Here is a 13,987-nt window from a genome sequence, read left to right as displayed (position 1 = left end):
TATTCTTTAAAAAACTAAAGATATAGATTTTATGGGAAAATAATTAAAAACAACAGTGGGAAAATTAACCCTAGTAATGCTAATTTCCATCCTCTTTTGCTAAAACCGTTTTTACCAGCAGGAATTAAAATTCCAGTAATTGCAATTAATAACATTGCTGCTCCAAAAATATCAGAATACCAAATCCAGAATTTATTTGTTGTTTTGTGTAAATACATAGTATGCCCAATAATTGGTACTTTTCTTTTAAATTCAAGCTCTCCAGAAGTATCAGACAATTTCATATCTAATATACCATTATCTTTAAAATATACTCTTAATGAGCCATTTCTAATACGATGACTATCATAAGTTGCATCAAAATGCTTTGTAGCTTCAATTAAAAAATTCTTCGTAATTTCTTTTTCATTTTTAGGCAGTTCTAAGTTCACTTTCTTACTTTCAAAAGTATAATTCATTGGATACCAATCTTGCCTATGGTTTAAAATAATTCCTGAAAAGGAAAAAGCAATAATTAAACCTACATAAAAGTAGGCAAAATCTCTGTGTAAATTTCTATTTGTAATCTTCATTATTATTCATAATTAAATCACAAATATATTTAGAATTAATCTAAATAAAAATTAAAAATTCACTAAATCAAGAATATTTTTTTCTAAATATTGTTTACCTAAATATTGCTTTTCTAAATCTGATTGAAAAGGAATTGGTGTTTCTAAACTAGCTAATCTTTTAACAGGAGCATCTAAAAATTGAAAGCAATTTTCTGTTATTAAAGCAGATAAATCACTTGCTAATCCTCCAAATAAAGAATCTTCTTGAACAATTAATACTTTACTTGTTTTTTTTACAGAGTTGTAAATGGTTTCTGTATCTAATGGTTGTAGTGTTCTTAAATCAATAACATCAGCAGCTATATGAGTTAGATGTTCCAAAGCTTTTAAAATCCAATGAACTGTAGCTCCATAACCAATAATAGTTATTTCATTTCCTTTTTTAAGAAGATTAGCTTTACCTATTTCACAAGTAAATTCACCTTCTGAAACATCTTGATAAACAGACCTATATAGTGCTTTATGTTCAAAAAATAAAACAGGGTTAGGATCATTAATCGATTCAATTAATAAGCCTTTTGCATCTTGAGGAAAAGCAGGATAAACCACTTTTAGCCCAGGCGTTTTTGTAAACCATGCTTCATTTGTCTGACTATGAAAAGGGCCTGCTCCAACTCCTGCACCACAAGGCATTCTAACAACAACATCTGCATTTTGTGACCATCTATAATGAGATTTTGCCAACAAATTAACAATTGGGTTAAAACCAGAGGAAACAAAATCTGCAAATTGCATTTCTACAACTGCTTTCATACCATTTACAGATAAACCATAAGCAGCAGATACTATGGCTGATTCACAAATAGGTGTATTTCTAACACGATCTTTACCAAATTTTTCTATAAAACCATCTGTTATCTTAAATACACCCCCATATTCAGCAACATCTTGCCCCATAATAACTAAATCATTATGCTTATGCATAGACAATTCTAATGCCTCAGAAATAGCATCTACAAAACGTATGTTCTTTTTTGTTGATGACGCATCAATTTCTTGATAATCATAAGCTTTGTAAACATCGTTTAATTCAGTTTCTAAATCTGGTATTATTTTTTCTTCGTCAAAAGCTATTTGAAGATGCTTATTGATTTCTTCAGTGATTTCTTCTTTATATTCAGTTTCAATTGATGAATTTAGTATGTTTTCGGACTTTAGATAAGCCACAAAATTGTCAATTGGATCTTTTAAAGCCCAATCATTCATTAAATCTTCAGGCACATATTTTGTTCCACTAGCTTCTTCATGACCACGCATTCTAAAGGTTTTAAACTCTAATAAAACTGGCCTAGGATTTTTGCGTATACTTTTTGCTAATTCATCTACTTTAGAGTAAACTTCTAATATGTTATTACCATCAATTACATAACTTTCCATTCCATAACCAATACCTCTATCAGCTAAATCTTTACAATTAAATTGCTCTGATGTGGGAGTAGATAATCCATATCCATTATTTTCAATACAAAATAGTACAGGTAAACTCCAAACAGAAGCTACATTTAAAGCCTCATGAAAATCTCCTTCACTAGTACCTCCTTCACCTGTAAAAACAGCACAAACCTTATTATTTTGCTTTAATTTATTTGCTAAAGAAATACCATCTGCTATGCCTAATTGTGGTCCTAAATGAGAAATCATACCCACTAAATGATATTCTTGCGTTCCAAAATGAAAACTACGATCTCTACCTTTTGTAAAACCATTCATTTTTCCTTGCCATTGAGAAAATAAACGATACAAAGGAATTTCTCTTGTGGTAAATACGCCTAAATTTCTATGCATGGGTAAAATGTATTCATCATTTTCTAGAGCCATTGTAACTCCCACTGCTATTGCCTCTTGCCCAATACCTGAAAACCACTTAGATATTTTACCTTGTCTTAATAAGACCAACATCTTCTCCTCAATTAAACGAGGCATTAACATGTTTTTATATAAATGTAATAATGTTGCTTTATCTATAGAATACTTTGAGGTATATTCAATATTTGTAGACATAAATTATAAATTTCTCAATTTAAAACAAACATAAAGAAATTTATTGCATAAAAAAATCCTTATCTTTTATTGATAAGGATTTTTTTTATTAAAATATTTTAATAAATACTATAATTCAGCAAATATAGCATGCATCATTCTCTTTTTATCATTGATGCTTTCTTCTAAAGCAATCATTGTTTCTGTTCTGTTAACTCCTGGTATATCATCTATTTTATAGATAATATCTTTAGCATCGTTAGTACCTTTAGCTCTTACTTTACAGAAAATATTGTATTTACCTGCAGTTACATAAGCTACAGTAACATTAGGAATTTTTCTTAAATTCTCAATAACACTTTGTGTCATAGATGTCTTTTCTAAAAATACACCTACATGAGCAATAAAAGAATATCCCATTTTTTCGTAATTCAACGTTAATGTTGAACCTTGAATAATACCTTCATCTTCCATTTTCTTAACACGAACATGAATTGTTCCTGCAGAAACCAATAATTGTTTTGCAATATCTGTAAAAGGCGTTCTAGCATTTTCAATTAAGATATCTAAAATTTGGTGATCTATTTCGTCTAATATAAATTTCTTCATTTTGTATATTATTCAATTTATATTGCAAATTTATGAATTAAATTTAATACAAACCAAGTTAAAATGAGAAAAATCTAATTTTTTGGCCTATCGAAAACGATTTCGTGATGTCCAATTTTACCATTTAAGATTTCTTCTTCTACTTTTTCTAATTTTGAAACAAGTTTATCTTCGATAATTAGGTCTTTATATTGAAAAGCTTCATCATTATCTGAGTTTGGATATCTATGAATTATATCGTAGAAAATTTTATCATTATTTGGGATGTTAAAATAACCCTCTTCATTAGAAAAATTATTTTCTGTAGTAATGTGATATAGACCTTGTAAAATACTATAAAATGTATACTCTCTAGAAACCTCTCTATTATAATCATTGGGATAATGACCAGATTCTATTAAAATGGTATTGTAACCCAATTTCTGAAAATTATCTCCTGTTGCTGTTGGATAAAATTCATCTGAATACCTACCTATATGATTAGGAATCATGGTTTGTAATGAAGAATTCATAGCTACAATTACATTCATAGTTTCTTTTCTACCTTTTGTGATAGCTCTTGACAATTCTTCTGAAGGAGCTAAGAAAGAGATTGTTGCTGGGTTTTTAGTACCCTCTACTCCAAATATGGTTCTTTGATCGTGTAAATTAAAACAGAATTGAGGTTTAAAATCATCTAAAACAGTTCTTAAAATTTTACTTTCTTTTGCTTTTATATCAACTGCATCTCTATTTAAATCTATACTATTTGCATTAACTCTTGTGTAAGCTTTTGCTCCATCTGGATTTAACATTGGGATAAAAATTAAAGTACATTCGTCTAAAATCGAATTTACTTTATCATTAACATTATTAGAAAAACAATTAAATAAGTCAAAAAGTGCTTTTGTACCTGTACTTTCATTTCCATGCATTTGAGACCAAAGCAAAATTTTCTTTTTACCTGAACCTATTTTAAACTGATAAATTGGATTGTTATTTTCTGATTCACCAATTTTTGAAATCTCAAATTTTTCTTGATGTTTTTCAAATAATTTCTGAATATCTGAAAACACAATCCATTTGCCAAAAAGATTATTTTCTTTTTGACTATTGTAAATACTTTTTATTATCTCTGATTTTAAAATTCCCAAAATTCAGTTTGATTTTAATAAAACAAATTTACAGTATTGATTTTCTACTTGCAATGAAATTGTTACAAATGTAAAACTAGAGAATTTTACATTTGTAAATAGATGAAATGATTCTAAAGTTTATTTATGTAAACAGTGAATTTTTGCTATTTACAAAAGTCACATTATAAATTACGAAAAATTAAAATAAAATAATAAAACCAAATTAAATAACTAATATTCATATTATTATACATTTTAATTAAACCTTTTAATTAACTAAAAAAACTATTACTTAAACTCTTTTCAAAAAAATTAAGGTAGTTTAAAAAAGATGATTTACTTTTGTGATATAGTTATAATTTACAATGATAAACAGCTTAGAATTTACTTCAAGAATAAAAAAAGTAATGGATTTTCATGGTTTTTCTGCATCTTCATTTGCAGATAAAATCGGTGTTCAGCGTTCAAGTATTTCTCACATATTATCTGGTAGAAATAAGCCGAGTTTAGATTTTATTTTAAAAGTAACTAGCGTTTTTAAAGATGTAGATATACATTGGTTATTAAATGGAAAAGGTACTTTTCCTAAAAACATAGTTAATCAATCTACTACTTCTACTCCAACTGAGTTAATCGAATCTGATTCAAATATTACAAAACAAATTCAAAGAATTGTTGTCTTTTATAATGACGGAACATTTGATGAGTTTAAGAAATAAAAAAACCAGCTTAAAGCTGGTTTTCTTATTTTTATCTAAAATCTATTTTTCGCATTCTTAAACTTGCAGGAGTCACTTCTAAGTACTCATCATCTCTAATATACTCCATACATTCTTCTAAAGAAAAATCAATTTTTGGAGCAATCTTAACACCATCATCAGAACCAGAAGCACGAACGTTTGTTAATTTTTTACCTTTTATTAAGTTTACAGCCATATCTGTATCCTTACTATTTTCACCAACAACTTGTCCCTTGTAGATTTCTTGATTAGGATCTATAAAGAAACGCCCTCTATCTTGTAATCTATCTATAGCATAAGCAGTAGCTTTACCAGTTTCTGAAGAAACAATAGCTCCTTTAGTATCTTCTGAAAAATCTCCTTTGTAAGGTCCATATTCAGAAAAACGATGATTTATGATTGCTTGACCAGCAGTTGCTGTTAATATTTTATTACGTAAACCTATTAATCCTCTAGAAGGAATTGTAAATTCTAAGTGCTGTAAATCTCCTTTTGGTTCCATTACTAATAAATCACCTTTACGTAAAGAAACTAAATTAATTGCTTTAGATGCCACATCTTCTGGTACATCTATAGATAATGTTTCATAAGGTTCAGATTTTACACCATCTATTTCTTTAACAATTACTTGTGGTCTTCCCACTTGTAACTCATAACCTTCTCTACGCATGGTTTCGATTAATACTGACAAGTGTAACACTCCACGTCCAAAAACGTTGAATTTATCTTCTGTATCTGTTTCATCTACACGTAAAGCTAAGTTCTTTTCCATTTCTTTGAAAAGTCTATCACGTAAATGACGAGATGTAACAAATTTACCTTCTTTACCAAAGAAAGGTGAGTTGTTAATTGTAAATAACATACTCATTGTTGGTTGATCTACCTCAATTCTAGGTAAGGCATCTGGGTTTTCTAGATCTGCAATAGTATCACCAATTTCAAAATCTTCTATACCTGTAATTGCACAAATATCTCCAGAACGAACTTTAGATACTTTTGCTTTACCCATTCCTTCAAAAACATGTAGTTCTTTGATTCTAACTTTTTTGGTAGAACCATCTGCTTTACACAACATGTAATCTTTGTTTTCTTCTAAGTCTCCTCTATATACTCTACCAATAGCTATTCTACCTGTAAATGCAGAAAAGTCTAAAGAAGTAATTTGCATTTGTGGAGTTCCTTCTCTATAAGGCGCTTCAGGAATAGATTCTATTACTGCATCTAATAAAGAGATAATGTTATCTGTTGGTTCTTGCCAATCTGTACTCATCCATCCATTTTTAGCAGAACCATAAATAGTAGTAAAATCTAATTGATCTTCTGTAGCATCTAAAGCAAACATTAAATCAAAAACCTTTTCATGAACTAAATCTGGTGTACAGTTTTCTTTATCTACTTTATTAACTACAACTATTGGAGTTAAACCTAACTCAATTGCTTTACCTAATACAAAACGAGTTTGTGGCATTGGACCTTCGAAAGCATCTACCAATAATAATACTCCATCAGCCATTTTTAATACACGCTCTACTTCTCCTCCAAAATCTGCGTGACCAGGTGTATCAATTACATTGATTTTTACATCTTTATAATTTACAGATACGTTTTTAGAAAGAATAGTAATTCCTCTTTCACGCTCTAAATCATTATTATCTAATAATAAATCTGTACGTTCTTTTCTATCATCTAAAATTTTTGCTTGATCTATAATTTTATCAACCAAAGTAGTTTTACCATGATCTACGTGTGCTATAATAGCTATGTTTCTAATGGATTGCATAATGCCTTCTTAAATTTCGTGCAAAAGTAGTTTATTATACACGAAATAAAGAGATTAAATTAAAGTTTTTTAAGTAGCTCTATTTTGCTGAAGGATTTTCATCATCTCTGAATGCAGATGGTAATATATCTGGAATTAATTTTATTAGTAATGGTAACAATAAGGCACCACCAGGTAATAAGAAAACAGCAAGTGCAGGTATAGATTTGCAGATATCTATTAATTGTATTTTTATCTTTTCTTTTTCTTCTGGTGTTAATTTTGCATGAGTAGACTTTCGAATTAAATGCATTGCCTCTTTACTTTGAGATAATTCTTGATATAATCTCAACTTATTTCTATGCAATAATTCTTTTATTTCTTCTACGGTTTGCATTATAGCTTTCTGCGCTTACGCTCTGTTTTTAGTAGATTTAATTCTCTACTTGTTTGTCCTGCAACAGAGGTGTTTTCTTCTGCTCTTCTAATTAAATAAGGCATTACATCTCTTACAGGTCCAAAAGGCAGATATTTAGCAACATTATATCCTTCGTTTGCTAAATTGTAACTAATGTGATCGCTCATACCAAATAATTGACCAAACCAAAGGCGTTTGTCATCATTTTTAATACCATATTGTTTTGCTAATTCCATTAACAAATAAGAGCTTTCTTCATTATGAGTACCTGCAAATAAAGCCATGTTTTTATGCTCCATCATATACCTGATGGCATTATCATAATTTTCGTCTGTAGCTAATTTATTCTCACAAATTGGAGAAGGGTAACCTTTTTCTTTTGCTCTCTCTCGCTCTTTTTCCATGTAAGCACCTCTAACTACTTTCATACCAATATGAAAACCTTCTTGATGTGCTTTTTGATGCAACTGTTTTAAATACTCCATTCTATCATGTCTGTACATTTGAAGCGTATTAAAAACTATAGCTTTTTCTTTGTTGTAAGTTGCCATTAATTCTTCTATTAAATCATCAGCAGCCTTTTGCATCCAACTTTCTTCTGCATCAATTAAAAGAGGTACATCTTTTTCTAAAGCAGATTTACATACTTTATGAAAACGAGCTTCTACTCTACTCCATTCTTGTTTTTCTGATTCAGATAACTCTTTTCCTTCAGAAATTTTCTGATATAAGGCAAAACGTCCAAATCCTGTTGGTTTAAATACAGCATAAGGAATTGATTTTTTCTCTTCACAAAAGTTTAAAATTTTTAAAATCTTTTCTAATGCACCATCAAAACTTGCTTCTTCATCTTTACCTTCTACAGAATAATCTAAAACACTATGTACATTACCATTATTGTACATATTATCTATGATTGGCAAACAATCTTCTTCTGTTACACCACCACAAAAGTGATCGAATACAGTAGAACGAATTAAACCTTCTATAGGTAAATGAGCTTTTAAAGCAAAGTTGGTAACAGCACTACCAATTCTAACCATTGGTTCGTTTTGAATCATTCGAAACAAAAAATAAGCGCGTTCTAATTGTGAGTCAGATTTTAAAGCAAATGCTACTTCTGTATTATCAAATAGTTTCATGTATAGAAAATTACTACAACAAAGATAGTTTTTGAGCGTAAATAATTCAATTATTTCTGTTTAATTTGTAGTCTAAATATTTTTTTTGATGAAAACCATACAAGCAGTTTCTTATCCAGTTCATTTTCAAGAAGAAAGTTATGCTGCTCTTACCAATTTAATAGCTAAAAATGATTACTCTACCATTTTTGTTTTGGTCGATGAAAATACATTTGAAGCTTGTTATCCGAGATTTTTAGAGAAATTAAATACAAGTAGAGATTTAAAATTAATAGAAATTGCATCTGGTGAAATAAATAAAAACCTAAATACTTGTATTAAAGTCTGGAATGCAATTACAGATTTAGGAGGAGATAGAAAAAGTTTACTTATCACTTTAGGAGGAGGAGTAATTACAGATTTAGGTGGTTTTGTTGCTTCTTGTTTTAAAAGAGGTATAGATTTTGTAAACATACCAACTACACTTCTTTCTATGGTTGATGCATCTGTAGGAGGAAAAACTGGGATTGATTTAGGAGTATTAAAAAATCAAATTGGATTATTTGCTAATCCACAAATGGTTATTGTTGATGATGTTTATTTAAATACACTGGATGAACGTGAAATACAATCTGGAACTGCAGAAATTATTAAATATGGTTTAACTTACGATTACAGCCTTTTTGAACAAATAAAGAAGGATAAATACAACAATATCAACAAATTAATATTTAGATCTGTTGAAATTAAAAATGAAGTTGTTTTAGAAGATCCAAGAGAAAAATATTTACGAAAAATTCTAAATTTCGGACATACTTTAGGGCATGCTATTGAATCTTTTTACTTAGAATCTGAAGACAAAAAAAGCTTAACTCATGGTGAAGCTATTGCAATAGGCATGATTTGCGAAAGTTATATGTCTTCAATTCTTTTAAATCTATCTATAGAAAAAGTAGCTGAAATAAAAGAAACCATTTTATCTATATATAATAAAATTGAAATACAAAAAGAAGATTTTAGTGCTATTTTAGATTACCTTAAACATGATAAGAAAAACGTTAATGGTCAAATTAACTTTGTTCTACTAAATGATTTTGAAGACTACAAAATAGATTGTATAGTGCCAGAAGAATTAATCATACAGAGTTTGGAGTACTATAATTCATAAAAAAATCCTATCAAAATTTTGATAGGATTTTTTTTATGATAGTTTATTAAGTTTTAAATTTTAGTAACTTTTACAGCATTCATTCCTCTCATACCTTGTTCTAACTCAAAAGAAACTTTATCGTTTTCTACAATAGTATCTATTAAACCACTTACATGCGTAAAATATTTTTCTCCATTTTCTGAATCTATAATAAACCCAAATCCTTTAGATGAATCAAAAAAGTTTACTTTTCCTTTTCTTACAGGATCTTCTTCTGGTAAATCTTCTTTTTTAGTTGTAGAAATTTGAATGTCTTCTATTTCATATTCTACTTTTAAAGTTGGATCTGGTGGAGTATCTACCAAATTTCCATTATGATCTACATAAGCAAACTGTATTCCAGAAGCACCATTAGCTTCTTTGTCTGCTTTTCTTGCCTCCATTTTTTTACGTTTATCTTCTCTCTTTTTTAAACGTTTTTTTTCTTTTTCACTTTTACTAAATGTCTGTTGCGATTTTGCCATTAAATATTATATAGGATTTTAAATTAATAAATTAAGCTGTAAACAGCAAACAAAAAGGATAACAAGGATATGCTTACTTAAATGGAAGTGCTTTAACTCAATGCTACAAAGATAATAATAAATATATAAATTGTTTAGTAGAATGCTATATGTTAAAAAAAATATAAATTAATAGTGTTTGTTATTTAAAATAATAGTATTACTATTATATTTGCAAACAAACAATTTTATATGAAGAATTTATTATCTGTTTTAAAGATTACTGTTCCTGATAAAATTTATATTAAAGATCCTGAAACTTCAGATTTAGGAAAGAGAATTATAGAGAATAGTATTATTCTTATCAATGAAATAGGTTTTGAAAGTTTTACTTTTAAAAAATTAGGAAAAAAAATTGGTTCTAACGAAAGCTCTATTTACAGATATTTCGAAAGTAAACATAAACTTTTATTGTATTTATCTTCTTGGTATTGGGCATGGCTAGAATACCAATTAGTACTTGAAACTTTTAGTATTTCTGATAAGAAAGAGAAATTAGAAAAAGCAATAACCATAACTACAAGAACCGTAGAAGAAGATTCTAATTTTTCTCATATAAATGAAACATTATTATACAGAATTATTGTGAATGAAAGCTCTAAATCTTTTTTAACAAAAGAAGTAGATAAAGATAATAAAGAAGGTTATTTTGAAATTTACAAAAGATTAATCACTAGGCTTGAAGCCATGATTATTGATGTGAATCCTTCTTATGAATTCCCATTAAGTTTAGCAAGTACAATTGTAGAAGGAGGTCTTCATCAACATTTTTTAAATGAACACTTTCCAACAATAACAAATTGTAAAAACGGACAAACACCCACAAACTTTTATCAACAACTAGTTAAAACTACATTAAGTTAATACTATGGAAAATATTAAACTAACTCCTTGGCAACGTTTTGTTAGGTTGTTAAAATTGGAGAAAAAAGATATATTTCAAATATTTTATTACGCCATATTTGGAGGTTTTGTATCACTAACCTTACCTCTTGGTATTCAAGCTATTATAAACTTAATACAAGGAGCACAAGTTTCTACCTCATGGATTGTACTGGTTGTTTTAGTAACTATAGGAGTTGTATTTTCTGGTGCTCTACAATTAATGCAATTAAGAATAATAGAAACCATTCAGCAAAGAATTTTTACGAGATCTTCTTTTGAATTAAGTTATCGTTTTCCAAAAATTAAAATGAATGAATTACGTAATTATTATCCACCAGAATTAGCTAATCGTTTTTTTGATACATTAACTATTCAAAAAGGATTGTCTAAAATATTAATTGATGTACCTACTGCAGTTCTACAAATTTTATTTGCATTAATTCTCTTATCATTTTACCATCCATTCTTTATCATATTTGGTCTTTTGTTACTAGTATTAATTATTATCGTATTTAAATTTACTGCTCAAAGAGGTTTAGAAACAAGTTTACAAGAATCTAAAATAAAATATAAAGTAGCTCATTGGATACAAGAAGTAGCAAGAGCAGTAGTAAGTTTTAAACTATCTGGAAACACTAATTTGGCTTTATCTAAAAATGATGCTTTAGTAACAAAATACCTAGAAGCAAGAGAAAATCACTTTAAAATTTTAATATTACAATTTTCTCAAATGATTGGTTTTAAAGTGGTTGTAACTGCCAGTTTATTACTTATTGGTGGTGCTTTAGTATTAAGCCAAGAAATGAATATTGGGCAATTTGTTGCTGCAGAAATCATTATTTTATTGGTAATACAATCTGTAGAAAAATTAATTGTTGGTTTAGAATCTTTTTATGATGTGCTAACGTCTATTGAAAAAATTGGTCAAGTTGTAGATAAAGAATTAGAATCTCAAGAAGGAGAAAAACCATTATTTAAAGACGGTTTAAACTTAGAACTAGATGATGTTTCTTATGAAGTAGGAAACAGAAAAAAACCAATTCTTAAAAACGTCTCATTAAATATTAGTCCTAAAAGTAGAATTTTAGTAATGGGTGAAAGTGGTGCAGGTAAATCTACATTATTACGTTTATTAGCAGGTGTTATTGAGCCAACATCAGGTAATATTTATGTAAATAATTTATCTTTAAGTAGCTTAAATTTAAATCATTTTAGATCTCAATTAGGATTATCATTATCAGATGAAACTCCTTTTGAAGGTACAATAAGAGAAAATTTAATTTTTGGAAACGAAAGAATAAAAGATGCTACCATTTTTGAAATTATGGAAGTAGTAGGTTTAACTCAATTCTTAAAAGAACAACCAAATGGATTAGACACAGAGATAAATCCAGAAGGAAAACAAATGTCTTATACATTAGCTAAAAAAATAATTTTAGCAAGAGCTATCATTAAGCAACCTAAGATTATGATTTTAGAAGACCCATTAGATCAGTTTAATCTAGAAGAGACCAAACAAATTATATCTTATTTAACTGATACAAAAAGACCATGGGCATTAATTGTGGTGAGTAGTAAAAAAAGTTGGAGAACAAAATGTTCTACAACAATAACCTTAGATAAAGGAGAAATTAAAAACGTTAACCAATAGCTATGTTAAATATATCTCAGAATCAAATTCATAAAAAAGTAGATATTACAAAGTTTACTTCTGGAGAAAAAATATTTACTAAAGAGTATTATAAAGCCTTAAATAAATTTTTATTAGGTTTTGCTATTATTCTATTAATTATCTTGTTTTTACCTTGGACTCAAAATATAACAGGTAGAGGTTTGGTAACTACCTTAACACCAGATCAAAGACCACAAACAATACAATCTCAAATTCCTGGTAGAATTGAACAGTGGTTTGTAAGAGAAGGAGATTATGTAGAAAAAGGAGATACTATACTTAGAATTTCTGAAGTTAAAAGTGACTATTTTGATGATCGATTAATAGAAAGAACAAATCAGCAAATAAATTCTAAAGTAGCTGCTGTTAATTCTTATAAAGGTAAAGTCGATGCTTTAGAAAGACAAATCAAAGCTCTAAATGAAGAGCTAGATTTAAAACTAGAAATGGCTAGAAACAAGCTTTTACAATCTAAACTAAAAGTACAAAGTGATAGTATTGAATTTGAAGCAGCTAAAACTAACATTAATATTGCTCAAAGACAGTTTGAACGTACTCAAACTTTAGAAAAAGAAGGTTTAAAAGCAGTTAAAGATGTTGAAGAGAAAAGGCTTAAATTACAAGAAACACAAGCTAAATTAATTCAAAAAGAAAATAAATTACTAGCAGCAAGAAATGAAGTTCTTAACGCAAAAGTAGAAATTGGAAGAATTAAGGCTCAATATGTAGATAAGATTTCTAAAGCACAAAGCGATCAATTTACTGCTCAATCTAAACTATTTGATACAGAAGTACAAGTATCAAAATTAGAAAACAGTAATAGTAATTATAGAGTTAGAAGTAATTTATTATACATAAAAGCTCCACAAAATGGATTTATAAACAGAGCTATTAAAGGTGGTATTGGAGAAACTTTTAAAGAAGGAGAAGAATTAGTGGGCATTATGCCTTCTAATATAGATTTAGCTGTAGAAACTTATGTAAGACCTATAGATTTACCATTAATTCACGTAGGTGAAAAAGTACGTGTACAATTTGATGGTTGGCCAGCAATTGTATTTAGTGGTTGGCCTAATGTTTCTTATGGTACTTATGGTGCTAAAGTTGTTGCCATAGAAAGATTTATTAGTGAAAACGGAAAATATAGAATTTTATTAGCTCCAGATGAAACAGACCATGAATGGCCTAAAGATATTAGAGCTGGTTCTGGTGCTAAAACAATTGCATTACTAGAAGATGTGCCAATTTGGTTTGAATTATGGAGACAGTTAAATAGCTTTCCTCCTAATTATTATCAACCAGATGGAGATGCAAAAGGTAAATCTTCTGCAAAAAAGAAAAAATAAAATAGTAGTTCATTT

General features: G+C 28.4%; 13 protein-coding genes. 5 read left to right on the top strand and 8 right to left on the bottom strand.

All coding sequences use genetic code 11. From position 1 onward, the window contains the following. Nucleotides 1-29: 29 nt before the first annotated feature. The 4 genes from ACFOWD_RS10240 to ACFOWD_RS10225 all read right to left on the bottom strand — a co-directional run bounded on the left by ACFOWD_RS10240 (nucleotide 30) and on the right by ACFOWD_RS10225 (nucleotide 4,336). Nucleotides 30-572 (bottom strand): PepSY-associated TM helix domain-containing protein, encoded by a 543-nt coding sequence (locus ACFOWD_RS10240; RefSeq protein ID WP_377410297.1) that lies wholly within the window; start codon nucleotides 570-572, stop codon nucleotides 30-32. A gap of 51 nt (nucleotides 573-623) precedes the next feature. Next, entirely contained in the window at nucleotides 624-2,615 is a 1,992-nt protein-coding gene (locus tag ACFOWD_RS10235; protein WP_377410295.1) for an alpha-ketoacid dehydrogenase subunit alpha/beta, read from the bottom strand. Between the two features lie 108 nt (nucleotides 2,616-2,723). Beyond that, nucleotides 2,724-3,203 (bottom strand): Lrp/AsnC family transcriptional regulator, encoded by a 480-nt coding sequence (locus ACFOWD_RS10230; RefSeq protein WP_298993145.1) that lies wholly within the window; start codon nucleotides 3,201-3,203, stop codon nucleotides 2,724-2,726. A gap of 74 nt (nucleotides 3,204-3,277) precedes the next feature. Beyond that, complete coding sequence (locus tag ACFOWD_RS10225) at nucleotides 3,278-4,336, bottom strand: M14 family metallopeptidase (protein ID WP_377410293.1); 1,059 nt, start codon at nucleotides 4,334-4,336, stop codon at nucleotides 3,278-3,280. A 347-nt stretch (nucleotides 4,337-4,683) separates the two neighbouring features. Here ACFOWD_RS10225 and ACFOWD_RS10220 point away from each other — a divergent pair, with 347 nt between their 5' ends. Further along, nucleotides 4,684-5,037, top strand: a complete 354-nt coding sequence (locus tag ACFOWD_RS10220; RefSeq protein WP_298993152.1) for a helix-turn-helix domain-containing protein — start codon at nucleotides 4,684-4,686, stop codon at nucleotides 5,035-5,037. 31 nt (nucleotides 5,038-5,068) lie between these two features. On the opposite strand, the gene typA is transcribed toward ACFOWD_RS10220, so the two are convergent. The 3 genes from typA to ACFOWD_RS10205 all read right to left on the bottom strand — a co-directional run bounded on the left by typA (nucleotide 5,069) and on the right by ACFOWD_RS10205 (nucleotide 8,377). Then, complete coding sequence (gene typA / locus ACFOWD_RS10215) at nucleotides 5,069-6,838, bottom strand: translational GTPase TypA (RefSeq protein WP_377410290.1); 1,770 nt, start codon at nucleotides 6,836-6,838, stop codon at nucleotides 5,069-5,071. 79 nt (nucleotides 6,839-6,917) lie between these two features. Then, nucleotides 6,918-7,214, bottom strand: a complete 297-nt coding sequence (locus tag ACFOWD_RS10210) for an LETM1 domain-containing protein (RefSeq protein WP_298993158.1) — start codon at nucleotides 7,212-7,214, stop codon at nucleotides 6,918-6,920. Then, entirely contained in the window at nucleotides 7,214-8,377 is a 1,164-nt protein-coding gene (locus ACFOWD_RS10205) for a proline dehydrogenase family protein (protein ID WP_377410288.1), read from the bottom strand. Before ACFOWD_RS10205 ends, ACFOWD_RS10210 begins: the two co-directional genes overlap by 1 nt. A gap of 88 nt (nucleotides 8,378-8,465) precedes the next feature. On the opposite strand from ACFOWD_RS10205, the gene aroB reads away from it, so the two are divergent. Further along, the gene (gene aroB / locus ACFOWD_RS10200) at nucleotides 8,466-9,524 is read left to right on the top strand and encodes a 3-dehydroquinate synthase (protein WP_377410286.1); all 1,059 of its coding nucleotides are present in this window, start codon (nucleotides 8,466-8,468) and stop codon (nucleotides 9,522-9,524) included. Nucleotides 9,525-9,577: 53 nt separating this feature from the next. On the opposite strand, the gene ACFOWD_RS10195 is transcribed toward aroB, so the two are convergent. Beyond that, nucleotides 9,578-10,030, bottom strand: a complete 453-nt coding sequence (locus ACFOWD_RS10195; protein WP_298993166.1) for a cold-shock protein — start codon at nucleotides 10,028-10,030, stop codon at nucleotides 9,578-9,580. A 231-nt stretch (nucleotides 10,031-10,261) separates the two neighbouring features. Here ACFOWD_RS10195 and ACFOWD_RS10190 point away from each other — a divergent pair, with 231 nt between their 5' ends. From ACFOWD_RS10190 to ACFOWD_RS10180, 3 genes are read left to right on the top strand one after another with little or no spacing between them, the layout of a single operon-like run. Further along, a complete protein-coding gene (locus ACFOWD_RS10190) occupies nucleotides 10,262-10,933 on the top strand; it encodes a TetR/AcrR family transcriptional regulator (protein ID WP_298993168.1) in 672 nt (223 codons plus the stop codon). Between the two features lie 4 nt (nucleotides 10,934-10,937). Then, nucleotides 10,938-12,605, top strand: coding sequence for a peptidase domain-containing ABC transporter (locus ACFOWD_RS10185; protein WP_377410284.1), 1,668 nt, complete (start codon nucleotides 10,938-10,940; stop codon nucleotides 12,603-12,605). A 2-nt stretch (nucleotides 12,606-12,607) separates the two neighbouring features. Next, nucleotides 12,608-13,972 carry an HlyD family secretion protein gene (locus ACFOWD_RS10180; protein WP_377410282.1) on the top strand — a complete coding sequence of 455 codons (1,365 nt, stop codon included), beginning with the start codon at nucleotides 12,608-12,610 and terminating at the stop codon, nucleotides 13,970-13,972. The last annotated feature ends 15 nt before the right edge of the window (nucleotides 13,973-13,987 follow it).

Origin of the sequence: Polaribacter marinivivus (assembly GCF_042651285.1) — a bacterium.
Lineage (GTDB): Bacteria > Bacteroidota > Bacteroidia > Flavobacteriales > Flavobacteriaceae > Polaribacter > Polaribacter marinivivus.
The sequence above is the reverse complement of the archived record's forward strand: the minus strand, read 5'-3'. Positions and strand labels throughout refer to the sequence as shown.